The organism is Prochlorococcus sp. MIT 1201, assembly GCF_047303415.1.
Classification (GTDB): Bacteria; Cyanobacteriota; Cyanobacteriia; order PCC-6307; family Cyanobiaceae; genus Prochlorococcus; species Prochlorococcus marinus_D.
Genome location: NZ_CP138947.1, coordinates 857422 through 880342 on the forward strand (window position 1 = coordinate 857422; position 22921 = coordinate 880342).

General features: G+C 49.0%; 27 protein-coding genes and 2 pseudogenes. 12 read left to right on the forward strand and 17 right to left on the reverse strand.

Annotated elements, in window-relative coordinates:
- Positions 1–523: 523 nt before the first annotated feature.
- Positions 524–799 carry a hypothetical protein gene (locus tag SIB41_RS04275; RefSeq protein WP_413360711.1) on the forward strand — a complete coding sequence of 92 codons (276 nt, stop codon included), beginning with the start codon at positions 524–526 and terminating at the stop codon, positions 797–799.
- Between the two features lie 363 nt (positions 800–1162).
- Here the strand turns inward: SIB41_RS04275 and SIB41_RS04280 are convergent, their stop codons facing one another.
- Positions 1163–1513, reverse strand: coding sequence for a hypothetical protein (locus SIB41_RS04280; protein ID WP_413360714.1), 351 nt, complete (start codon positions 1511–1513; stop codon positions 1163–1165).
- Between the two features lie 360 nt (positions 1514–1873).
- Here SIB41_RS04280 and SIB41_RS04285 point away from each other — a divergent pair, with 360 nt between their 5' ends.
- On the forward strand, positions 1874–2314 hold the full coding sequence (locus tag SIB41_RS04285; RefSeq protein WP_413360717.1) for a hypothetical protein: 441 nt from the start codon (positions 1874–1876) through the stop codon (positions 2312–2314).
- 595 nt (positions 2315–2909) lie between these two features.
- Here SIB41_RS04285 and SIB41_RS04290 read toward each other — a convergent pair.
- From SIB41_RS04290 to SIB41_RS04300, 3 genes and pseudogenes are all read right to left on the reverse strand, one after another.
- A complete protein-coding gene (locus tag SIB41_RS04290; RefSeq protein ID WP_413360719.1) occupies positions 2910–3242 on the reverse strand; it encodes a DUF3303 domain-containing protein in 333 nt (110 codons plus the stop codon).
- A gap of 27 nt (positions 3243–3269) precedes the next feature.
- Positions 3270–3485, reverse strand: a pseudogene (locus tag SIB41_RS04295) (Nif11-like leader peptide family natural product precursor); the annotation flags it as partial.
- A gap of 688 nt (positions 3486–4173) precedes the next feature.
- On the reverse strand, positions 4174–4428 hold the full coding sequence (locus tag SIB41_RS04300) for a hypothetical protein (protein ID WP_063418766.1): 255 nt from the start codon (positions 4426–4428) through the stop codon (positions 4174–4176).
- A 212-nt stretch (positions 4429–4640) separates the two neighbouring features.
- On the opposite strand from SIB41_RS04300, the gene SIB41_RS04305 reads away from it, so the two are divergent.
- Positions 4641–5027: a hypothetical protein gene (locus SIB41_RS04305; RefSeq protein WP_413360722.1), complete on the forward strand. Its 387-nt coding sequence runs from the start codon at positions 4641–4643 to the stop codon at positions 5025–5027.
- Here SIB41_RS04305 and SIB41_RS04310 read toward each other — a convergent pair.
- Positions 5013–5228, reverse strand: coding sequence for a hypothetical protein (locus tag SIB41_RS04310; protein ID WP_413361378.1), 216 nt, complete (start codon positions 5226–5228; stop codon positions 5013–5015). The genes SIB41_RS04305 and SIB41_RS04310 overlap by 15 nt on opposite strands.
- A 30-nt stretch (positions 5229–5258) precedes the next feature.
- Here SIB41_RS04310 and SIB41_RS04315 point away from each other — a divergent pair, with 30 nt between their 5' ends.
- Positions 5259–5387 (forward strand): hypothetical protein, encoded by a 129-nt coding sequence (locus SIB41_RS04315; RefSeq protein WP_255454326.1) that lies wholly within the window; start codon positions 5259–5261, stop codon positions 5385–5387.
- 68 nt (positions 5388–5455) lie between these two features.
- Positions 5456–5665, forward strand: a complete 210-nt coding sequence (locus SIB41_RS04320; RefSeq protein ID WP_169189931.1) for a hypothetical protein — start codon at positions 5456–5458, stop codon at positions 5663–5665.
- A 60-nt stretch (positions 5666–5725) separates the two neighbouring features.
- On the opposite strand, the gene SIB41_RS04325 is transcribed toward SIB41_RS04320, so the two are convergent.
- From SIB41_RS04325 to SIB41_RS04335, 3 genes are all read right to left on the reverse strand, one after another.
- The gene (locus SIB41_RS04325) at positions 5726–5893 is read right to left on the reverse strand and encodes a hypothetical protein (protein ID WP_413360724.1); all 168 of its coding nucleotides are present in this window, start codon (positions 5891–5893) and stop codon (positions 5726–5728) included.
- A 587-nt stretch (positions 5894–6480) separates the two neighbouring features.
- On the reverse strand, positions 6481–6723 hold the full coding sequence (locus SIB41_RS04330) for a hypothetical protein (protein WP_413361380.1): 243 nt from the start codon (positions 6721–6723) through the stop codon (positions 6481–6483).
- 392 nt (positions 6724–7115) lie between these two features.
- Positions 7116–7457 carry a hypothetical protein gene (locus tag SIB41_RS04335; RefSeq protein ID WP_413360726.1) on the reverse strand — a complete coding sequence of 114 codons (342 nt, stop codon included), beginning with the start codon at positions 7455–7457 and terminating at the stop codon, positions 7116–7118.
- Between SIB41_RS04335 and SIB41_RS04340 the strand changes: the two genes are divergently transcribed.
- A complete protein-coding gene (locus tag SIB41_RS04340; RefSeq protein ID WP_413360729.1) occupies positions 7456–7668 on the forward strand; it encodes a hypothetical protein in 213 nt (70 codons plus the stop codon). The two genes, SIB41_RS04335 and SIB41_RS04340, sit on opposite strands and share 2 nt — an antisense overlap.
- A gap of 261 nt (positions 7669–7929) precedes the next feature.
- Here the strand turns inward: SIB41_RS04340 and SIB41_RS04345 are convergent, their stop codons facing one another.
- Positions 7930–8334, reverse strand: coding sequence for a hypothetical protein (locus SIB41_RS04345; protein WP_413360732.1), 405 nt, complete (start codon positions 8332–8334; stop codon positions 7930–7932).
- 114 nt (positions 8335–8448) lie between these two features.
- On the opposite strand from SIB41_RS04345, the gene SIB41_RS04350 reads away from it, so the two are divergent.
- Complete coding sequence (locus SIB41_RS04350; protein ID WP_413360735.1) at positions 8449–9450, forward strand: site-specific integrase; 1002 nt, start codon at positions 8449–8451, stop codon at positions 9448–9450.
- Between the two features lie 173 nt (positions 9451–9623).
- Complete coding sequence (locus SIB41_RS04355; protein WP_413360709.1) at positions 9624–9908, forward strand: DUF3764 family protein; 285 nt, start codon at positions 9624–9626, stop codon at positions 9906–9908.
- Positions 9909–10782: 874 nt separating this feature from the next.
- On the opposite strand, the gene SIB41_RS04360 is transcribed toward SIB41_RS04355, so the two are convergent.
- Both SIB41_RS04360 and SIB41_RS04365 read right to left on the reverse strand, forming a co-directional pair.
- Positions 10783–10917, reverse strand: coding sequence for a hypothetical protein (locus tag SIB41_RS04360; protein ID WP_413360738.1), 135 nt, complete (start codon positions 10915–10917; stop codon positions 10783–10785).
- Between the two features lie 31 nt (positions 10918–10948).
- Positions 10949–11284, reverse strand: a complete 336-nt coding sequence (locus SIB41_RS04365) for a DUF3303 domain-containing protein (protein WP_413360741.1) — start codon at positions 11282–11284, stop codon at positions 10949–10951.
- A 492-nt stretch (positions 11285–11776) separates the two neighbouring features.
- Here SIB41_RS04365 and SIB41_RS04370 point away from each other — a divergent pair, with 492 nt between their 5' ends.
- Positions 11777–12112, forward strand: coding sequence for a GRAM domain-containing protein (locus tag SIB41_RS04370; protein WP_413360743.1), 336 nt, complete (start codon positions 11777–11779; stop codon positions 12110–12112).
- Between the two features lie 1156 nt (positions 12113–13268).
- Positions 13269–13484 (forward strand): annotated as a pseudogene (locus SIB41_RS04375) (Nif11-like leader peptide family RiPP precursor).
- 478 nt (positions 13485–13962) lie between these two features.
- Here SIB41_RS04375 and SIB41_RS04380 read toward each other — a convergent pair.
- On the reverse strand, positions 13963–14568 hold the full coding sequence (locus tag SIB41_RS04380) for an alpha-ketoglutarate-dependent dioxygenase AlkB family protein (RefSeq protein ID WP_063420313.1): 606 nt from the start codon (positions 14566–14568) through the stop codon (positions 13963–13965).
- 103 nt (positions 14569–14671) lie between these two features.
- Here SIB41_RS04380 and SIB41_RS04385 point away from each other — a divergent pair, with 103 nt between their 5' ends.
- On the forward strand, positions 14672–16342 hold the full coding sequence (locus SIB41_RS04385) for a bifunctional aminoglycoside phosphotransferase/ATP-binding protein (protein WP_413360746.1): 1671 nt from the start codon (positions 14672–14674) through the stop codon (positions 16340–16342).
- Positions 16343–16441: 99 nt separating this feature from the next.
- On the opposite strand, the gene SIB41_RS04390 is transcribed toward SIB41_RS04385, so the two are convergent.
- Genes SIB41_RS04390 through SIB41_RS04400 form a run of 3 tightly spaced genes read right to left on the reverse strand, consistent with a single transcriptional unit; the run spans position 16442 to position 19417 of the window.
- Positions 16442–17335: a homoserine O-succinyltransferase gene (locus tag SIB41_RS04390; RefSeq protein WP_413360748.1), complete on the reverse strand. Its 894-nt coding sequence runs from the start codon at positions 17333–17335 to the stop codon at positions 16442–16444.
- A gap of 14 nt (positions 17336–17349) precedes the next feature.
- Positions 17350–18678: an O-acetylhomoserine aminocarboxypropyltransferase/cysteine synthase family protein gene (locus SIB41_RS04395; RefSeq protein WP_413360750.1), complete on the reverse strand. Its 1329-nt coding sequence runs from the start codon at positions 18676–18678 to the stop codon at positions 17350–17352.
- Positions 18679–18721: 43 nt separating this feature from the next.
- Positions 18722–19417, reverse strand: coding sequence for a hypothetical protein (locus SIB41_RS04400; RefSeq protein ID WP_063405703.1), 696 nt, complete (start codon positions 19415–19417; stop codon positions 18722–18724).
- Between the two features lie 16 nt (positions 19418–19433).
- Between SIB41_RS04400 and SIB41_RS04405 the strand changes: the two genes are divergently transcribed.
- Positions 19434–20501 carry a transglycosylase SLT domain-containing protein gene (locus SIB41_RS04405; protein WP_413361382.1) on the forward strand — a complete coding sequence of 356 codons (1068 nt, stop codon included), beginning with the start codon at positions 19434–19436 and terminating at the stop codon, positions 20499–20501.
- 305 nt (positions 20502–20806) lie between these two features.
- On the opposite strand, the gene SIB41_RS04410 is transcribed toward SIB41_RS04405, so the two are convergent.
- Both SIB41_RS04410 and SIB41_RS04415 read right to left on the reverse strand, forming a co-directional pair.
- Positions 20807–21622: a CDP-alcohol phosphatidyltransferase family protein gene (locus SIB41_RS04410; RefSeq protein WP_413360753.1), complete on the reverse strand. Its 816-nt coding sequence runs from the start codon at positions 21620–21622 to the stop codon at positions 20807–20809.
- Positions 21623–21786: 164 nt separating this feature from the next.
- A complete protein-coding gene (locus SIB41_RS04415; protein ID WP_413360756.1) occupies positions 21787–22833 on the reverse strand; it encodes an SDR family NAD(P)-dependent oxidoreductase in 1047 nt (348 codons plus the stop codon).
- Between the last annotated feature and the right edge of the window lie 88 nt (positions 22834–22921).

Genomic DNA, 22921 nt, shown 5'->3' on the forward strand with positions numbered 1-22921 from the left:
TCGCTTCTGGCTTGAACCTGGCGTAACTACCGAGATGCACTTCAATCGTGTGCCCCATGGCTTCAGCGATATTCGCCACAGGCAAACCGGCCGCATGTGACGCCTTCGCGTAGCGATGGCGAAAGGTATAGGGCTTTAATACCTCACCCGTATGATCAGCGTCTTGTCGTAGTTGCTGCCATATCGCCTTGCGCTTGAGATAAGTGCCAAGTGCATCACCAGCGTTGCCTTGTTGCCCTAATGGCGGGAGTTGTTCGCCAATCTGTAGACGGCCTTGCAGGTTCCAGTCGCTAGGATTGCTATCTGAGTCTTTGACTAGCAGGGGATTGAGTCGACGAGGTTCAGTGCGTTCGCCTTTTTTCCACCTTTACTCTTGCGCTAGATAGTCCATAACTCAGGTCCTATTGGTCCATCCTTTTGACCTAGATCTGCACGATTTGATTATTACGTAGGTGTAACAGATTGAGTCGGCACCTTAAGGTGAAGCGTCACCAGGGGTCCCCTTTTGAAATTCTTGAGGGTGATGACGATGAATCAGACCTACTTCGACGAGCTGTTCGAACGTTGGCAGGCAGCCGATGAGGTTGATGCTGAAACGCTCCAACTGATCAAAGATACTGTTCGATTTACCCAAGAGACAAGTGACGACAGCTTGCGGGGTCATGCCCGTCAGCTGCTTTCTGATGTTTACCACCTTCCGAGTACTCCTCAAGAGATTGCTCTGATCGGGGAAGCGTTAGAAGGCACAGGCACAGCTCCTCCTGAAATACCTCCTGAAGACAATGGCTATGGCCTATAACGAAGCTCGATAAAGAGAGATGGCTCTCTCAATGGACGACCAGTGTGGAGCACTCCCCTCAAATCAGAAGCAAGCGCACCAATCACGTCTACGTGGATTTCCTGTAGCGAAGGGCTGTCGGCAGCGATTGCTTTGAGCCACCTCCTACAAACACCCACAAGCTTTTAAAACCAATAACTTTCACTTGTCTTTTGGCATGGGCAGCAGTTCTCGTCTTGCTCCCTCTCCTCATCCTTCTCTGGGCTAAAGAATCACGTCACACCAGAATCCAGCGCTATCGACATATGGGCTACTCCTGACAACAGATCGCTGATCGCTATCACTACTCAGCCAATACAGAGAGGAAGTGGCCCGCTACCTGACTCAACTTCTCAATGGGGGGGTAGCTAACGCCTCCAATCTCGACTTGATCACAAACTGCATCCCATCAAGTCCCATCATCACCATCGCACTCATACATGCAGCTCCCCACTCTCCAAACTCTTCCTCATCCAATACACACTCACCCCTGAACTCGATCCCTCGCTCCCAATACTTCTCCATTACCAGTATCTCTTCTCGTAACACGGCAATAGAGCCCATACGGCTACCAAGACTGTTCCTGGAACTTAACCTGGTCTTACGACCAACTAGTTCATGCCTTTCCCTAACGGCACCTGGACGACTTACTTTTCCCAAAGCGGCATCCAATACAAATCCATCACCTTTATTCATGGTGGCAAATCCTCCTCCTCAGTTACCGTCTCTTACTGAGTCAACAGCCGCAGGGCAAGAAAAAATCTTTGCCAAACGTCACCCTTTCTTTGACTGAAGTCCCTGGCTTGGCGTCACAATTGCTACGCTAAACTGATAAGCCTGGGCTTAATTAGCCAACGATTGTCGGGGAATTCCCAGCACTAAAAGCAGCCTTCGAAGCCGGTATTGGCTCAAGAACTAACGAGATCAAGAGTCTTTTCCTTTCTTGGTTGCTGTTTCCATCGGAGGAAGTCCACCTTGCTCTTACTTTATGTGTTTGTAATTATATTTTCAATAATACGCTACAATTAGTTCAGGAGATTAAAGGATGAACAACTAATGAATGAGAAACATTCTGATCACGCAGATAAAACAAAAATGCCGTCGTCAGAAACTCTAAAGCAAGTATGCCAGCCTGAGGAGCGAGTGTTAGGCAGGGCTGATGATGGCAGTGTAATGGAGTTCATGCTTCAAACTGAGCATGGTAATACCTACTTGTGCCGTTTTCCCCCTGGCTTTATTTCACATGCTGCCATTCAATTATGTACAGAAGAAATATGGTATTTTATTCAAGGGGAAGGGGTGTTTTGGATAAAGCATGAAGGCATTGAAAGGCATGTGCCTTTTAATGCTGGCACCGCGTTACATGCACCTTGCGGTGGAGCGATGCAATTTCGTAATAATGGACAGACGGAAGCTGTGGCGCATGTAGTGACCATGCCTCCATGGCCTGGTTCAGATGGCGCTAAATTAATCAAAGGCCCATGGGAAAGTGTTTGATTCAGCTCTTTTAGTAGTGGTCTAATTCTCGTAGGTGTCTTGCTTTGGATAGCGTTAGTCCCTGTAGGTTCTGGCGTTGCTGGCCCATAGTGGGTTGAATACTTACGACCAAACAATGCCCCGTGCAACGGAGTATTAAACACCAAGGGCCACCAAAGGTAACGCCGCTTTGACTAAGCACTTTTTATCTGTTCGTCGGTGCAGAGGACGCACGTCAGGATCGCTAACTGGCCTCATAAACCACACACTTACATCAAACCAGTAATCAAACTTTTAACTATCGGAGTCCTTTGCTTGGCTGCTGGTCTTTCGCCACATCTGGCGCTGATGAACACCACCATCTCATTCAATACCTAGCCGAAGGCAAAACCGAAAGGGTCTGTAATCGGGAGTACATAGCCCAAACGGTCGCGGACTTAAACGAATCAAAGAAAGCTCTTAATGCAGAACTTTCAACTCTCCGCAAAAGCTTCCAACGAAAATTGGTTGAGCCGGCGTGTTCGCGCACCCGGCTCACGGAGTTCAACCACTTACATATAAACTCCCTCACAAGACAATGCCCTTCGCGGGATCATGACTTGATTGTTTGATACTACTAAACAGCACTGCGGGGTGGAAGCTTGGCAAACAGATCTTTGTGCGCATCAACTACATCTTGACAGCTCATAACAGGGGTAAATTCGATCACAATTCCGAATTGAGCGCGCCAGGGAGCGAAATGTGTGAAAAGCTGTTTGTCGCTCTCTGCCCTGCACAGGATCACGACACGCCCTTCGCCTGGCGCATGAACACGGAAAAGGAGTTCAAAACCTTCAAATTTATCTTCCTTTGCCATGGCACCACTTTCCCATAGTTCAATAAACTGGGCATAGGCGGCTTTCTGAAGCTCAATATCTTCGAACTGGGCATCACATAGAAAGAGCTGCATTGTCTGTGAGTCAAAGGACTTTACTTTCTACATGAGCAAAAAGATGTTTTTACAGTCCGTTAGGATATTAAGACTCAGCTCACTACCAGACAGAGCTTGCCGATGCGCATTTAAGTCTTCTGTTGTAATCGAGAACCCAGCAGTCTTAGCAATAGAAACAACATCAGCACCTTCTGCTTTAAGTTGTTCCTGTAGTGAGCTATCTGCTTGAACTTTGGCGATGAATACCTTGAGTTGCTCTTCTCAGATCGATTGTTTATCTAAGAATTTATCATAGCAGTGAATCAACAAAAAACCCCGCCATGGTGCGAGGCCTTTGTTTATTTAATTTCTCCCCCCTGGGGCGGTGATGATTTTTTGTTTTCATCCTTCACCGCTATCAATAGATTCACTCAACCTCTTTGAAAATGCAGTGACCTGGCTCAATGCCAATAGTGAGCTTGAGCACAAACATCAAGAACATATCCATTTTCTCTACAATTAGCACAAATAACTGACATGAAGAAGGGCACCCGCGTTGGATGCCCTCAAGTCCAGGACAGGTTTTCAGGGTTTCTACGTCCTCGGACTCCTGATCTAGGTCTAAGCAGGCAACAACAAGGCGTCAGTAGGAAGAATTACTCCTTTCTATCAAGCGTCTCTAAATGCCCCCGCAATACCCTTTCGCACCACTCAGGGGCTGGATCGCACAAGCATTTTTTGCTGTTAAGAACACAAAAAAGAGCCCCCGAATCTGGATGGGAGATTCAGGTAGGCCTTGTCTTATTAACGACGATCTAAATAGCCGGTTCTGTCCGTTGAAACCCTTGTGGTCACTTGTCAGCAACTGGCCAACTCAGACAAGAAAAAGGGGCCCGCAGGCCCCGTAGAACGTACCGTTGTATCCCAGCAAATATCGGCAGATGGGTCCCACTCCAGCTGCCGTTAGCGGTCACTCTTTTGTGGCCGCTATCTCTTTGTCTGGCTCTGCTGCTGGTAGTGCAGCTTGCAGTTCTCCGATCTGCTCATTGAGGCGCTCAATTACCTGAGAGTGATGCTCTTTGCGAGCTTCAAGCTTGGCAACTTGGCGCTCGTTTTCTTGCGCACGCAGCTTGTTGTACTGCGAATCAGGGATCACAACAACGCGATCACGAGGGATGCTGTAGCCGAATGGAACGTCAAAGACGGAGTCGAATAGTGAATACATGATTGTTCTCTTCAAGACCCTCTTAGTTTGACTCCACCAGAATGTTCAACCGAACCAAAAGGGTCGTGAGAACCAGGGCCGGTTAGCGATAGACATCCCATCGTGAACGTCACAGGTACGGTTTTCGCGACTCAAAATCGATCGTCTCCTCAAGCGCTAACCACAGCGTCTTCGCTTAACCAAGATTCAACGCTTGACTCTTCGACTCGCTGTTGTTCTCCTCCTCAGCAAGAGGAGCTTCGAGCCGTTTCTTTGCTCTTTGTGCTGTTCGCTTCCTGTTCGTGCCTGTTGTGGCCATGCTGAATACAGCAAACGTTTGTCAGTTCTCCGGTATGGAATTGAACGGTGGATATGTAGGCCTTGCGATCATTTGCCTCTATTTCGCTATCTGGCCGTTTTTTGGGATCGCCAAAGAACTGGGGTGGTTCAGAGCAACAAAGGAGATCAGACTTTCACAGGAAATCAGCCTAGACACTGAATCAGAACGCGATCACAGCCCAATCAGTCGGGATAATTCATTCAAAAGGGATCTGGAGAAGACCTTCGCGCATAGCCCTTCACAGGTCTCAGATGATTGGAGGCCATTACCAGGAGGGTGACACGACCCTTCCTAATAGTGGGATGCCGTGGCCATCCAGCCCTCTTCTTGCTGTCTTTTTCGATAGCTCCCTGACCTCATCCCCTTGAAGGTAGATCCTCTGGGTTTTTAGGAGGGCCGGCACGCCTTTCATCGGCCGGCCTTTGATTACTTCAATCTGGAGATCTAAAGAGCTACAGCCGAGAACATCTTTAAAACGCAGATACCAATACCCCTTTGGGTCAGATCAACAGTGCGTCTTGCCATTCCTGACCGCCCTCAGCGTCGAGACCTACGTTTCAATACTTATGCACTACTGAAACCCAGCGCTAAAGATGCTCTGCGCTTCTACGGCCCTGACGTTTCTCAACAAAGGAGCTAAGACAAGAAGAGACTGGTCAGAACCTATGGAGGACAACCTTGTTCAGAAAGAATTGCTTTATCTATTCGGTGGGATCGTTGCTATTGGTGCTGCTGGCCTCCTGGCCTGGTTCCGTTCGGGCAGGAGAGGCGACGGCTGATGGTGAATCGGAGCAGATGGCACAGGCGCAGGCGCAGCGAAAAGTCCCTCAAGGTAAAGCTGTCACTGATATGTCGTGCATAACAATTGCTGTTGCCATGAGCACGCGCTATCGCTGCACGGCCACTTGGGCTGATTGAACGTCCAAATGAAAACCCTTGGCACTTGGTGTGATCTCATCACTTGTTTTGGGCAGTCAATCACTGAAACCCTTTCGTGTTCTTGGGAACAAATTGTTTTTGCTTCGGTTTCTTGTCGACTTTCTTGTCCCTTTGAAGCCAGACAGCTAGACCACCACCACCAATAACACCGAGTGCAACCAGCAGATAGCGCAAATTGTCGCCTGCTTGAACAGCGGTGTCTTCCATAGTTTTCGAGGTGTCTCCTGTTGTCCTAGCTCTTTTAGGGGCGGGGAAGCACTTGGAACACTTACCCAGTTACATCAAACCCATGAGGCCGAGCAAGTCTTTTGAGTTGAACACTATGAGGTTGGGCCGTCAATCAGCCGTCCTCACCGTTCCCTCCAAAACGCCAGGCAAAAAAGGCAGCAGCACCAATAACAACAATCCCAATCTCAAATAGATAGAGCCTCAACAGTTCTGGTGGCAAAGGTTTTTAGGCGGATTGTCTTGTCCTAACTCCTTTGTTGAGAAACGTCAGGGGGCGTTGAAGAGGGTCACCCCTTGGCAATGGGGCTTAATAGGGGATAGGCACTAACGAAAGGCTCCTGATGATGAGGGGTGCGGCATGGCCAACTTTTAACAGATGAACCAACGCCGAATTGGGAACGCCAAGTTCACCTGCAATGCGTTCAGCTGTAACTGCTGTGGAGTGCTAGCAGAAGAGAGGGCGACTCCTGGTGTGGAGTTCCCTTCGATAAGCGGCGAGTTGCGGCAATACTTAGCTCCTCGTCTGATGTCTAAGAAGCTACGGCAGGTTATTCGACCTCTCTATCTCAGCAAACTGATCTGGATCGACTGGTCTCCAGAACCTTCAGATAAAGCTGCTCGTCAATTTCTCGGATGTCGTACTCCGTTGGCTTTACTCCGTGACCATGCTCATGAACCACCATCCAGCAGCTGCGCTCCAACTCCCCGCCTGCACTTGCCGAAAGCTCTAAAGCCTTAGCGACAAGGGCGTCTAAAACTGCCGGGTCTGATTCTGTCAATTCCAGCTCTCGATTAGCACACATCATCATGCTGAGCAGACAGAAATACACCAAGGCTTAGCGACTGCGAGAAGACTTGCTGGCATGCAAAAAGGCCCCACCCTCAGGGCCTTGATCCAGCAACTCCCTGATGTTGACACGTCTAAGGACAGCTTTGATCACATCCCGATATGTCATAAAAACCAGACCGGCTGATTTTGATGGGCTGCCTCGAAGGCCCATAGCGGATCACAAGCACGCAAGAAAAGGACGGCACCAGCGATTACCGCCCATCCATGCTGTGTGAGGAGTGTCGTAGCTCTGTTCTACTTCTTCAAAAAAATTTCCTTAGAAGCAGAACAGGTACAAGCACTCATCCCTTAACAGTGATGGATGTTGCTAGAGCGTGTGTCGAAAGGACAGGGCCTCCTCCGGGGGGCTTTTTATTGGCCTTTTTTAGACAGGGCCATGTAGTTGGTCATGTTGGTGAGCTTGTCTTCCAGCCTTTGCTTGAGCGTGTCGTGAGCTGAAATGACATTCTTGAGTAGAACTCGCATCTCCTCAATGTCATCTAGTGAATCGACCTGAGAGCGTGCGCTCTCGATCGTGCCGTGTGAGGCCTTCTCAAGCCCCACCCAATTCCTCAACACTGCGTCATCCCTTGATGTATCAAATGTAGCTCTGAACACAAGGGGCAAGGTATGACACCTCGACCCGCAATGGCTGAAACCTCTCACCCTTTGGTGTACGGCTTCGCACAAGAGGGCAGATCGCCACCCTCCCATGACACTCCAGGAACTTCAGGATCAGTCCTTAGCCTTTGCTCAGGACGAGAAATTAACCAGAACCCAATCCATCCATCAGCCTCACCATTGCGGTGATGGTCCTAAGGGTCATGTCTACAAGTCAGCCTTTGATTTTGTTCACGGTGAAAACGCCTTCAAGGTTATGGCTGGCGAGATTGATGACGACAAGCGGCTCCGATTTGTGGTTTGACTAGTTTTAAAAAAGCGAAGATCTGCAGGCCCCACGCCAGGGCCTTTTTTATGGGGTTCCTAAAGAATCAACTGCAAAATCGGTGACAGATCCAAGGCACGTCTAGGTGCTGACTCAATAAGACAAAAAAAGTGTCCGGGATTGACAACAAAAAACGGGAAAGTCCTCGATGGTTGCAGAAGTAGCCACGGAAACGATGTCCAGAAGCGCTTGGCTCAAGCCCCCAACTCGCTGCTCGGCAGCCTCGACCTGGCGGTCCTTTTACCAACCGTCAAAACAGACATCGCCCTCACCGTCCGTGATTACTTCCAAGGATTCTTCGTCTATGCCCGAGGACACCTCACCGTCTCCAAAGTAATCCCGTTCATATAGCCCCCACCCCAGCGGGAATCGATCCCCTATTGAACCCACTGCAAAAACGGTGACAGACTTAGCGTCGCCCGATAGGCCAGGACATGACATGCGCTTCCTACTGATCGCAGCTGCAACGTTGATCTTGACGGTGGGTCCTGGTATCAGGGCTTGGTCTTCTTCTGAAGAAGATCCCTGGATGCAGGGAACTGTTGCCTGGAGCAGGCCAATAAAAAAAACCAACACGAGGCGGGGCGTTGATGGTTTTGTCGGGGGATTGATCGCGCACAACACTTCGCGATCTGCTTTCCCCATCGAGGGTGTTGTATAGCTTTCAGCCGAAGCTTCAGGCTCCCCGGCTAAGCCTCAAACAAAGAACCCTCCAGTAGTCATCGCGACGACTGGAGCAATCAAGGCTCCGCAGATGCCTTGCCCCGCATTCAGCAGATCTTTAAGCGTTGGGCTGATGGAAACATCACACTTGCAGAGGCAGCGCAAACTGCTGATACAAGCAGCTCAAAACAGCAACTGAACTTCGACGAGCTGATCGAGAGCTATAGAAAGTTCGTCCCCAACGCTTGCGATAAAACCTGGAAGAAGAATTATCTGCCCGTATTGCCCAAATGCCGAGACAAGTTCAAAGGAACCCCACCGCGTGATGGCGAAACACTCTGCATGGCATGCCTTGAGCAATGGGAGCAAGGCTCCAGGTCCCGTCAGATCAGCCGTCAAAAGCTCTATGGCTTTCTGACTTGGGCAGTGCAACGAGGTCACCTAAAACCGATCTACTCACCTCCTGCAACGCTTCCTGAGGTACTGAAGAGCAAGCGCGTTGGTTACGCCATTTCAGACGTAGAGATCCTCAGGTTGCTGGAAGGGATGCCTGATCCTCGCTGGCAGTTCGCCATACAACTGTGTGCCGTATACGGACTGCGACCAGAAGAACTGCGATGGCTACAGATCAAAAAAGGGGCAAAGGGTTCCGAACTGTGGACCATCTATCAAAAGTCGATGGGCGGCAGGAAAGGAGATAAGACAGAACCGCGTCGCTTGCTACCGCTACTCGTGCGTGATCTCGATGGCTCTTCCATTGATTGGAAGTTGCAAGCCCGGATTCAAAAAGGCAAAGAGTTACCACCACTGCAGAGCTATGGCGATGGAGCACAGGCGTTGAATAATTATCTGCGTCGGCGTGAGGTCTGGAGGAGCTTGAAAGCTGAGGCGTTGAACTCAGGTGAACAGCTCACGACGTATTCCTTTAGGCATCGCTACGCGAAGGCGTCACATGCGGCCGGTTTGCCTGTGGCGAATATCGCTGAAGCCATGGGGCACACGATTGAAGTGCATCTCGGTAGTTACGCCAGGTTCAAGCCAGAAGCGACGGCAGACCTCTATGCGCAAGTGAATGCGGGAACTGCACAAGTGAACTGAAATTGGATTCCACCATTTCGGTGATGCTTTATCAACCCTCATCAAACGTTGCTTGAGTGCTATAGATGCATGGACGACAACTAGCAACAAATCGCAGAGCGCTATCAATGTTCAGCGCGTACAGCTAGGTGGTGGGCAAGCATGGTCTAATTGGTCGAAATTATTCCTTAGGAATGGCAATCGAAACCACCGTGTTTGACTTCAAAATCAGTAAAACCTTTGACGAGTGGAGAGCTATTTACGACAGTGAAGACAACAAAGCAATGTTGAAAGCAGGCGGAATCACATCTCTGTACAGAGGCTTACACAAAGAAGATTCATCAAGAGCGATTGTGATATTCCAAGCAGAGGAGGGAGTTGCGATGGGCATGTGGAATGACCCTGAGGCAAAAGTAATGATTGAATCAAGTGGTCATATCTATGACGAAACAGCAATTACTCAATGGATCGATCATTAGGCAACGGCTCAACCAACACCGCTAAGAGGTGGGCTAGCGCTTGATTGATTCTCAATCGTTTGCGGGGCCCGAGAAAGTAGGGCCCCTAAGCCACCTCATCCGGGAATCCCTCCCAGGCACCCTCGAGGCCACGGGGGTTGTAGTGGCTTTCTTTAGGCTTAGATCTGAATGCTTGGGGCGTCATTGGTGATAACCAGATAGTCCTATTACTCCATCTACAAAGTCATTGCTAGAGCGCCACTAGTGCAGTGACCAATCTCACAGCGCGAGATGATCTAACTCAGGGCTTTGAGGACTTCTTGCGGTGAGGCTATAAACATCGATACGGAACTTTCACGATGGACCGAACCACTAACCTCAAGGCAATGTGTGCCGTTAATACTGCAATTGAATGTACTCCTATCTCCGATCAGAACTCTTTAGTCTGCCTCAGGAAGGCTTTCTACATGCATTTCATTATCGAATCTGTGCTTTCTGAGCGAGTAGGACTCATTCCAGCATCTTCTTTGCGGGAAACCATTTCATAATCGTAGTCATCAAATGAATCTTTAGTTCGCCATCGCTACGCCAAAGCATCACATGCAGCGAATCTGCCTGTCGCCAATATCGCTGAAGCCATGGGGCACACGATTGAAGTGCATCTCGGCAGTTACGCCAGGTTCAAACCAGATGCAACGGCAGATCTTTATGCACAGGTGAATGCTTAATGGAAGAACTACAACCCACCGACGATCAACTTGCTCAAAGCATGCCTCTCACGCTCCATTCAAAGTGGGGAAAGGAAGATTTCTGTCGACGGGAGCTTATCCCAGGGGCTTCTTCTGTAAGTGCGAGTCTTGCCTTGACTTGCGACGCAAACGCTCGTTGAAGGAATCTAAAAATCCTTAGCCCAGTCGACCGTAAGGGATTTCTCAATCCGAATCGAAGGAAGAGGGATAGCGCATTCCCGATCCGTGCGAATGCTGTGGCCGGAAGGTGAGTCCTGATTGCTTACCGACTGGGCTGACACCGCAGCCAGCCGGCCTGCCAGATGTGGGCCTTTATTCGACAGCAGCAGCAGCCTTCACGCCAGGCCACATTGCTGCGAACTCTGCATCTGACACCACAGCCGTGACCTCGAATTGGATGCCATAGCCCTTAATCCAAGGGCCGAGGTGGGCCCAAACCTTGCCGATATCGCTAGCTACTGCAATGGCAACCCCACTGCCACTCACGGGCTCGCAGACGCGATATTTCAGCTCAAAGCCCTCGAATTTGTCGCCAGGCCCTCCTTCATTGATGTAGTCCGCAAATCCAGGGCACGACTCCCAGGCCCCCTCAACAGTGGGGAAAGTCCAGACAATCAGGTAATGCTGCACAAAGTTGAGGCAAAGCATCTTCTGCTTAGCAACGGACCACTTGTGTGTCTTGGAGTAGTCCCGATGCCCTGAAGATCGGAGATTTCAGCGAGGAGGAGTGCTCTGATTACCAGCGGGGCTGGCGCTGCTCACCAGTTGTTTGAGTATGCGACTACCTCAGTGGCACTTGGGAGCAGCTTTGCTGTGATGGCGATAATTCTGGCAGAAACGCTCATAGTGCCTGGCACAAACATTCAGAGTGGCCGAGAGCTTTAAAAAGGCAGGGCTCCATTCACTGATGCCGTCTGCCTTCAATCTGCTGTAGTTGCCATAATTGGAATAGGGGTCATCAAAGCCTGTCCTTACCCCAGCCGCTTTGGGGTTGGCATGGATAGTTCTGAGCGTATTCAACATTCGCCGGTGATCTTTTGGGTGGATCGGTAAGGCAACAACTTCTTAGGACTTAACTAAAGAGGGCTTGAGGTTTCTTTAATTGAAGCTAGTGTAATTTTAAATTAAAATGACTCTTGCGTGAAGACTGTTCTTGAGGTTGGAGAAAAGCTTGTCAAGAAATCGCCGGCAAACCATCAAAGAGGTATTGAGACCGTTGGAGGGATGCTTTATCTGACCACAGCAAGATTAATTTTTGAGTCACATGCGCTCAACATTCAAGCAGGTGTAACTACCGTCTCGATTTCTGAAATCAATAAGCTAAGAAAGGATTGGACAAAATTCTTAAACGTTATCCCTATCTTTCCCAACACTCTAGCCGTGACTTCTAGTTCAGGTCATGAAGATAAATTCATTCTGTTTAGAAGAACTCCTTGGATCAATGAAATCAATAAATTAAAAGAGGGACAGAACTAAGGCCCCTAACTATTTCCTCACTCCTAACCCACATGACTTGTCGAATTGAGCTACAGCGCTCACAACAGCAGCGGGGTTGTTCTGCTTTAAAGCAACCCTTGCGCTTCCCATCACTAGATGAATAGCTTGAGCAACAAGATCTGTTCTTTGGATATCTTCCTGATCGATGTCCTCACGGATCAAGGCATATCCCTGTTGAACAGTCCTTTGAGAGGTGCGCAGCGGAGATAGCCAAATACGTCGCCACTAACGCTTAGGGCGGTGATGGACCTACCAGTTTCGCGCTGAAATCCTCTTCACTGCCAACCAATAGCACAACAGGCTGAGCCAAGCCTTCACATACCAAAACCCAGTCATGCGAGCGCAACTTGCCTGATTGATTGACGCAGGTGATTGGCAGGGCCCCAGCTACTTCTTTGCCCTTGTTTCAAGCATTAATCACAGGCGCATAAGAAAAGGGCGCCCTCATCGAGTAGCTCCAAACGACAAACTGTGTGGGGAGTATCGCGGTTCTGTTCTACTCCTAGGTCTGTACAACCCAGAATCAATAATGAGTAAAATTTCTCATCTCGATCAAGCCAAGGGTAGCTATTAGATAAGTGGTTCGCTTTTCAGGGCATGGACACACCTGCTGTGATTGTCATGGGGATCAGTTTTGTGCTTGCACTAGTGGGGCTGCGAGAGCTGCTTAAGGAACTGAAGCCCGCAAAGCCTCAAAAAGTTCACTGATGCCAATGTCCACTGGAAGAGGACATTGCTAGCCACTGTGTGGGAAAAGCGGAAAGGGGCAATTCTTCCTACTGACACCTTCTACCTGCTTGCTTAGAGCTAGATCAGGAGTCCGAGGACGTAGAAACCCTAAAAACCTGTCCTGGGCTTGAGGGCATCCAACGCGGGTGCCCTTCTTCATGTCAGTTATTTGTGCTACTTGGAGAGAAAACGCAATGTTATTGATGCTTGTGAACAAACTCACTGTTGGAATTGAGCCAGGTCACTGCGTTTTTAAAGAGGTTGAGTGAATCTATGGATAGCGGTGAAGGATGAAAACAAAAAGTCGCCACCGCTTTAGGGGGAGAAAACAAATAAGAAAAGCCCCGCAGCATGGCGGGGCTTTTTGTTGATCCACTGCTATGACATGTTCAGAGATCAATAATCGATGTCAGAAGAACAACTCAAGGCATTCATCGCCAAGGTTCAAGCAGATACTTCATTGCATGAATAGCTCAAAGCAGAAGGAGCTGATGTTGTAGCTATTGCTATAGCTGCTGGGTTCGCGATTACAACAGAAGACTTAAAAGAGCATCGCAAAACCCTGCCTGATGAAGAGCTGGAGAGCGTAGCTGGGGGGCATCACGGGGGCTGGACAGTGTGATTCTTGCCTGTTCCCGCCCCGCTTAAAGTTTGTGGTGGTTAGTCGTGGAGTTGGTAGTACCGCTGGGTCCGCCTAGACACTCAAAGCCCTTGCATTAGCAGAGACTTTTATTTCTTTGAATACCTCAATATTCGCTTAAAACGAGATCCGATACCTGGCACGATTGAGATCATTCGCTGTTTTGCTTTGGTCACTTTAGAACTGGCCAATAAACTCCAGACACTTGAGGCGCAGCAAAGCAAATTTCTTCAATTCTTATCTCTGCCGATACATCTATCTCCTCAAAGGAACCAGTAAAGACTTCGCTCTTTATCGCCATCTCTAATTCCATTTGTTTTTCTAAATCTAACCGGAATCTGATGCCAATCCTTAGGAATCTGGTTCAGGCGAATATCCCAAGCCATGGCAATCGATATTATCTATTTGCATCCGATTTGGTTGAAAAATGCAATTGATCTCCCATAAGTATTCTGATTAGCTATAGGCCTTGGCTTTTGATAAAGCAACGGAAGGTAAGGTTGATTCTTGGTTGAAGCACTCTCTTTCGTCTCGGCAACGCATGTAGCCATTCTTTTTGACATTGAGGGTGCATAATCAACAGATCGCCGCCCTGCAAATGAAGCACTTCCCGTAACGGTTGATGGCGATGCTTTAAACAGAAATCCCTTGTTGCTCCCAGTGACAAGGAAGCGATCTGTGTGTTTGGTTCAATCTCAGCTTCATCATCCGCATGCCAACCCATGCGGTCGTTGCCATTGCGATAGAGATTCAGTAAACAACCGTTGAAGTTTTCCTTGCAGGCCGCATTCACTTGCCTGAGCAAGGGATAGAGCCAATCAGGCAATCCTTCGCCGCGATGGCTTACACCGCTGTAGTGATAGTTGACCCCCTCTGCTGCCATGAATGCCGTTAGTCGTGGGACAACATGATGACGTCCGTAGACTCGAACAACCGGTTGCTCCCAAGCCACACCGTCTTGTAGTCGATGCAGCCAGGATCGAGCATCAGCGCAGTTCAACCAATTGGCCATCCACGTCCAGGGGCGAGCTTCTGCCCAATCGTGTCTTTGTGATGGCTGTGCCATAGAGCTCCTAGCCAACACCATTGAACAGAACCATGTTGGCTTTATAGATGGCGGAGAGTAGTCACAGATGCCAGTGTTGAGTCATAGCTGAAACACTTCGCGGGTGACCACGACCAAGCAAAACCAACCCGCTTTGATTCAGGCATTAATGAAGCCTGAGGCTTATCCACATCCGGTGATGGTTGTGGAGCTTGTCGAGACCCACATTTCCTGGGTGCTTCTGACCGGTTCCTATGTTTACAAAGTCAAAAAAGCTGCGCATTTTGACTTTGTAGACGCCACCACACTCAAGCAACGCCTTCATTTTTGCCAAGAGGAGCTGCGCCTAAATCGTCGCTTGGCTCCAGACCTTTATCTAGGTGTGACCCGGATTCTCGAATCAGTTGATGGCGCCATAGTTCTCGATGAAAACTTTGAATCGAATGATCCATCCACAAAGGGTGTGGTTGAGGTTGCTGTGAAGATGCGTCAGTTTCCTGCCTCTCGTCTTCTCAGTGTTTATCTGAGTGATGGGGTTTTGAAGACTGAATCCCTAAAAAGACTTGCTTTCGATCTTGCAGAGTTTCATCTCAGTGTCGACAAGGCTGCTTCAGATGGCGGTTTTGGTGGATTTGAAGCGGTGACTAACCCTGTGCATGCAAATTTGCGTGTTTTGGATCAGTTGAAACTTCCTGAGCCATTAGAGCTTTGGCTTGAGCAGCATCGAGCTTGGATTAAGAGGATTCAGCCAGAACTGGCTTTTCGTTTTAAGCAACGACTCAACGCAGGAGCCATACGCGAATGCCATGGCGATCTTCATGTCGGCAATATACACTTAAACAACGATGAACGTTTAGAAGTCTTTGATGCCATTGATTTTAATCCAAGTCTTCGTTGGATCGATCCGATTAGTGAAATGGCATTTCTAGTGATGGATTTTGAGGTACACGATCATCAGGATGATGCCATGGTGATACTCAACGAATGGCTTGAGCACACCGGCGATTACAAGACTCTTGATCTTTGGCCTTGGTATTCGGCTTACCGAGCGCTTGTGCGCGCCAAAGTGAGTGGCCTGCAATGGCAGCAACTCTGCTCCCAGAGTCAGCATCAATCTGTTGATCAGCAACATCTTCAAAGGCTGCTTAAGGATCTCAACCTCTACATTCAGCGGGCAAGAGAGGTCCAGCAAACAAAATCAGCCGGTATTGTGCTGATGCATGGACTCAGCGGTAGTGGTAAATCCTTTTTGAGTGAGCAGCTCTATCAGCAGTTGCCAGCAGTACGATTGCGTTCAGATGTTGAACGTCAGCGTGCTTTCGGTCGCAGACCGCTGCACAAGCTGCTTGGCTTTGAAAAAGGAACGATGACAAGTGGTGGCATTGCACCACTTTTTCAAGGAGACCCTTATCGACCTGAGGTCACCCAGTGGTTGTTTGATCAATGCCTACCGGCATTAACTCAAAGTTGCTTGAGCAGTGGTTACACCACAATTGTGGATGCCACCTTCTTGCGCGAACGAGAACGACAGCGAATGTTTGCATTGGCGCATCAGCAAGGATGCCCGATTGCCATCGTGGCCTGTGAATGTAGTGATTTCACAGCTCAGCAGCGGCTCGCTACAAGGATGGGGATTGGAACTGACCCCTCTGAGGCAGATTTAAGCGTGCGTGAACTGCAGAAAGCGTGGATTGAACCTCTAACCACCTATGAGCAAGATCTGACGGTTAGGTTTACAGAAAAAACTTCTATCAGCATTGGCCTAGAACGTTTGCGTGTTTTGCTGAATCCTTAGTGCATCCGATACGCATGACTTTTGTAGATGAATTTATAGAAACTTGCTTTCTCTTTTGGTTACTTTTATTTTGCTAATTATGATTATTTTGACAATATTTCAGTCACGCAAACTTACTCTTTGATAGCAGAACCATAGCCAGTGCTGAAACAGTAGATTTCGATGTGACCGCCATAGAGTTAGAGGGCTGTCTGGATCAAAGTTTTCAGGGGGCTGAACATCGCCTCTCGCTTGATCTCGTTCCATCTCTGTTAACAGGCGACCCGCGTTGTACTCCGGATGCCCAAGATGAACAAGTTGGCGTTGATCGGTGGTCTCAAAGATCGTGTAGCCAACCTTCTCACCATGCGCCAGTAAACGTAGACGTCCCTGTCGCTGTGCTGCTTCCATTGCGCCATCAGGCAACCCGGCATGGCGACTCTGCGGACACACAAATCGATCGTCTTGCGTGCCCATCAGAGCATGGCCAGGAACCAAGCTGCGCATCGGGAACACCCCAAACAACTTTTTGCTAAAAGACTTTTTATCGACACCTTGGAGATAGGCCATGGCAAAACCAGCCCAGCACAAGCCAAGCGTGTTTGCACAGTTCTGCCGTGCCTCTTCGATGATTTTTACTAGCTCTTGCCAGTAGTTCACCTCCTCAAATGGCAGATGTTCAACTGGGGCTCCAGTGATGATCAAACCATCAAGAGGATTGGGTTCCATCGCTTCCTCCCAGCTCACATAGAGATTATCGAGATGAGCAAGGTCCCATGTTTTATAGCTATGGCTACGTAGCCTTATCCAGATCGGTTCGATCTGTAGAGGTGAAAGCCCTAGGGGATGCAGCAGATTGAATTCATACTGCTTGCCCAGGGGCATGATGTTGAGGATTCCGATTCTTAATGGCCGGATGTCCTGACGTTCTGCAAGTTCCGGCTCGATCCATGAGATCCGGTTCTTCTCCACCGCGGCGATCTTGTGATAACTGCGTGGCAGGATCAGCGCCATCGATGCCTCCAGTCTCAGCTGATGGCCGCTAGGGCCTGTTCAAAATCAGCCTTGATGTCTTCGATGTGTTCAAGGCCAACAGATACCCTAACCATTGTGGGAGTGACTCCTGCAGATTCCTGCTCTTGAGCAGAAAGTTGTTGATGCGTGGTGGATGCAGGATGAATCACCAAGGTCTTGGCATCACCAACATTGGCGAGATGGCTAGCTAATTCAAGACCATTGATGAAGCTCACGGCATCATCAAAGCCTCCTTTAAGGGAGAACATCAGCATGCATCCCATGCCTCGATTCGTTAGGTATGTTTTGGCTTGTGCGTGGTATGGGTCATTTTTCAGGCCGGGATAGTTGACACTGGCAACCTTGGGATGATCCTGCAGCCATGTAGCAAGAGCCATGGCATTGGATGCATGGCGTTCCACTCTTAAACTCAATGTTTCGAGCCCTTGCAAAAGTAGGAATGAATTGAATGGACTAAGAGCTGCTCCCCAGTCACGCAGTCCCTCAACTCGAGCTCGCAGTGCAAAGGCCACATTGCGATTGCTTGGAACGCCGAGCATGGAGCAGATGTCGCTGCCGAACCCGAAAGCATCCCAGTGCACCAGACCGTGATATGCCGTGCTTGGCTCACTCATCAGTGGGAACTTGCCATTGCCCCAGTTAAAGGTGCCAGCATCCACAAGCACTCCACCAAGGCTGGTGCCATGGCCTCCAATCCATTTGGTGGCACTTTCCACCACCACATCAGCACCATGCTCTATGGGCCGAAGCAAAGCACCAGCTGCTCCAAGGGTGTTGTCAACAATTAATGGGATTCCCATGTCTTTTGCTAAGCCTGAAAGGCCTTTGAAGTCAGGGATATTGAAGCGAGGGTTTCCCATCGACTCCACATAAATTGCTTTTGTGTTGGCATCGATTTGAGTGGCAAAGCTATCAACATCATCACCATCTGCAAACTTCACATCAATGCCAAGGCGGGGAAACTGCACCTTGAATTGATTGTAGGTTCCTCCATACAAGAAGGATGTTGAGACAAGATTGTCACCAGCCTGCATGCAATTTGTAATTGCCAGGAACTGGGCGGATTGTCCGGAAGCTGTCGCTACAGCAGCAATCCCTCCCTCAAGAGCCGCAACACGCTTTTCAAACACATCCGTCGTGGGGTTCATCAGACGGGTGTAAATGTTGCCGAATTCTTTAAGACCAAACAGGTTGGCACCATGTTCAGCGTCATTAAAGACATACGAACTGGTTTGATAAATGGGTACAGCCCGTGAGTTCGTGACAGGATCAGCTACCTGGCCGGCATGAAGCTGGAGGGTTTCGAAGCGATGTGAAGTCAACTACACGTAAACAGGAAGGTTCCTTCTTTCTAGCAACTTAGTCTCAGGCGCGGTTCCAGTCGTCAGGTGGAGCAGCTTTATCTGTTTTGGCTAATGATGGCAGTGTTTCGCGAATCAAGGGCACCAATTCGGCCCTCACTTCCTGGCGGAAGCCTTCGACCACAGAGGCATTGAGTATGGGATAGCTCTGATCAGCTGCAGTGTCTTCTTCTCTTAATTGGCGCCATTTTGTTGGCTCTTGAGCTTTGAGAGCGTTGAGGGGGGCCTGGAAGTCAAAACTCACCACAAGGCCCTGCTCATCAGCAAGCTTTGATGCACGGTTGGCAATCGATTCACGTACAGCATCGAACTTCTTGGCCTTCAGGGTGTCTGGTAGGCCGAGAACAGGTTCGTAATAGTCGAGAGCTCGCAATTCTTCTTCCAGCAGGATCGGCCATGCACCACGAGCGTTCTCTTCAAGTGCGAGAGCTAACTCTGCTTCATTCATGGCCTGGAGATAGAAGCGGAGCCTGCGGTAATAAGACTTGTCCTCAGTGGCTTTTTTGGCTGCAGCCTTGCCAGTAACGATTGCTGGCAGAGCGGCTTCAGCCTTTCTTAGGAACTGGCGGTCCTCTCGCTCCAAGTTCATTGCACCCCAACGCTGCCGGTAGTCCCATAGCTCCGCATAGCGGGCTACGTCCTCGCTGGACCAGCCAAGTTCTTTGAGCTCATCAGCTCGGTGAGTGGATTCCTTGGCCACGCGAGGGTTTCATGTAATGGACGGCAGCGTAAGCGGCGGCGGGCTGATCAGTGCCATCGAGCCTTTGTTGGTTAGTTCCGGTAGCGTCATCTTTGCCTTTGAGTTGGTTGTCATGAGGAAACGCCACCTCGCTCTAATGCTTTTCAGCGCTGGGGTTCTAAGCCTCATGGGTAGCTTGGCTTTGAAGTCACTAAGTACCACGAATGTTTTTGTGGCGGAACGCCAATCCGCATCAAAAAGTCCGATTCTGCCAAGCGATGCCGATCGGCCACGTATGGCTGATGGGCGTCATTACCCCATCGTTCCAGATGATCCGATCAAGCTTGCGGATCTTCTTCAAGAGGTAGAAGAAGCGCTGCTTCAACCATCAACACCTGAAGAAGATCTCCCAAGCCTTGGCCATCAACAACAGCTCATCTACCGGGTGTTGTCTAAGGATCTACCCACTTCTAATAAGGTGCTGGCTCACTTGCCGACCCGTTGGCGTCATGTGGCTGAACGGCATTTAGTCGCAAGGCGAGAGTTTCTTGCGATGCACAGGAGATCCTTTAGACCTCGCTTAATGCCGGCCTGGAGAATCATTCCGCCAGAGCCTGCAGAGAAGTTATTGAGCTATTACCGCAAAGCAGAAAGTTCAACTGGTATCGATTGGGAAGTTTTGGCGGCAGTGAACCTTGTTGAGACAGGAATGGGCCGCATTGATGGTGTCTCTGTAGCTAATGCTCAAGGACCGATGCAGTTTTTGCCAACAACTTGGCAAGAGAATGGTATTGGAGAAGGGGACATCCGTGACCCCCATGACGCGATTCAGGCAGCCGCGCGCTATCTAGTACGCCGAGGCGGGCTGCAAGATATCCGTAAAGGGTTGTGGGGATATAACAATAGCGACCATTACGGAAGGGCCGTGCTCGAATACACAGCCTTATTGAAGGAAGATCCGCGCGCATTCACTGGCCTTTATCATTGGGAAATTCACTTTGACATTGATGCTGGGGATTTATGGCTGCCTGTTGGTTATAATCAAAACAAGCCAATTCCTGTGTCTACCTATTTAAGGAAGTTCCCAGCAAGTAGCCCAAGATAACCACTTTGATCAATTCATAATTGTCAGGAGGATGGTCAATGGCTAACATAGTATGAATTAGGCCATGAATACTCAATAGCTTTTAATCCTCGCACATGGAGTATCGCTATAACCTCTAGCGATCTAAAGTTATTTGGTTTGACCACTTGTTGACGATGAGATGTCTTTTGTAGGTAGTTCTTGGATTCTGTGATCAATCAATTTAGGAAACTTGCTCTTTGCAGTAAATGTTATTGGATTGATCTGGAACTAGTGGATTGTAGTTAATATCTCTCCTTCGACAAGGATTGACTATAAAGTAGATGCTAGAGCCTTGCGGCCCTTTTCTGTAATTTTTTTGACCCTAATATTAAAACACTAAAGACAACCAGTGCCGCGATGATGTTGTAGACGATCAAAAAGATAGGAAAGGTTAGCTCTAGGGTATTGGTGCAGAGAAGTATCGCGATAATAAGTAGTTGGAATCCCAATCCAAAGATTGAGATTAAGCTCATGATCCAGTTTGGGATTGGGCGAGATCTTGAGTTGGTTATTTGATTGCCCTTGAACATTGTGTCGATAATCCAGTCTTGCCAACCGTAAAAAATTAGATATAGCTTATGAAGCATAAATAACACTTTTGGGTTCTCTTGAGGGTAAGGAACCGGAGAAGTCACTTCGGATATGCGGCTTGTTTTATCCCCGGAAGCCTGATGCCTTTTAATCACATAAAAATAATTAAATATTGTCCCTTGCAGTTGAAATGAGATCCAGGTCAGCGCAATTTTCCAAACAGGTATCATCAGCGGGATGCCAATCGCAAACAACACAAGCCCGTTCAGAATTAAATCATTTATTGAGTCCAAGTATCTACCAGTATGTGATGGTCGATTTCTTGCGCGAGCCATTTCACCATCTGCTGCATCAAGCAAGCTTTTTAATATCAGCAGTGAGCCTGCAAGCGTAAGTGCATAACGATTAAAAATTAGCAGTACACTAACTAGGCCTACTGCGGTAAATAGCCATGTTAATGTGATAGCGCCTATCGATGTAGGCAGCAGTCGTTTTACCAGCCATATTGCCCCTGGACGTGCATAATCTGACAGGTCCCAAAACTTATGTTCAGGGGGGAGTTTTGGCATTACAGTAGTGTTATTGTTGGCTTAGCAGAAATCGCAATAGTTTTACGATCAAGACTTGTCAATCTTTGATTGTGGATTTGAGATACATGCTGCATGTTGTCGCTTCTGCTTTTTGATAATTCAGGGCCTATATATACACTTAATTAGGTCCTCTTGAACAAAGCTTAGCATTGTGATACTGAGGCAGGTGGTAGCTCAGTAGGTAGTCCTATCAGCTCGGCGCTCACTTCCCACAGCGACTTGGCCAGATTGTTGTCCTGTGCTTCCTTGCTTACATTTGCTTCTTCAAAACGGTGCTGCCCTGGACCGTCAAGCCGATTGCTTCGATAGCTAAATGGAGATGTGTTTAACGATTGATCTGTCGCAAGTCTCGACAGTAGAGAACCCGCATTCTCTGCTGATTCGCTAATGCGCAACAGATCTCGCACCACTAGTGAAAAGACCCGCTGACCCCATTCGTTGTAGCGCCGACTGTAGCGAAAGAAGCCTCCTGAGCTGCGAGGTATCACTAGCCCTGGTGCCCATGCCAGCACTGGTATCTGTATGGAACGCAAACTCAGTCGTCTTGCCAATTCCCGAGCGAACAGTACGTTGCAAAGCTTGCTGTCTTTGTAGGCCTTGTCTGCATTAAAGCTTGAACTGCCATCAATCATCTCAAAGCCGGCTCCGGTTTTGAGACCCGTCAAATCACCTAAGCCAGCAGGCTTGCCAAAGCGTCCGCCAGGAGAATTGGAGTCATGCACCTCGGAAGCTGTTACCACTACACGTGGGCTCATCCCTGCATCTAACAGCGGTAATAGGCGGATGCTCAAGGCCTGATGACCAAGATGATTCACCGCGATGGTGAGTTCGTAGCCCTGAGATGAGAGCTGCGCTTTTGCTGCACCTGTGTATTGAAGGCCAGCATTGAGGATCAAGGTATCGATTGGCTGGCCGATGCTCAGTAGCTCATCAGCACACTGTTTGATGCTTTCCAAATCAGCTAAGTCCATGACTGGAGCTGAAACTGGGCTTCTCTCTTGCTGATGTTGAACTGTCTCCTCTGAGAGTTTTTTAAGCGTTGCCGTAGCTGTAGACCGATCTCGACAAGGCAGAATTAGCTGATGTCCGGCACGATGCATTCGAACTGCAGCTTGATAGCCGATTCCAGAACTTGCTCCTGTGAGCAGGATTCGGCGGCTTTGGACTGTTGACGAGGGGGCTTTGGTCATGGTTTGCACCCTATGCAGAAGATGGTGCTTGTTGCCTTGCTCTAGGGGATGGCCTTAAAGGCTGCTACGAGCTGAATTGAATTCGTCG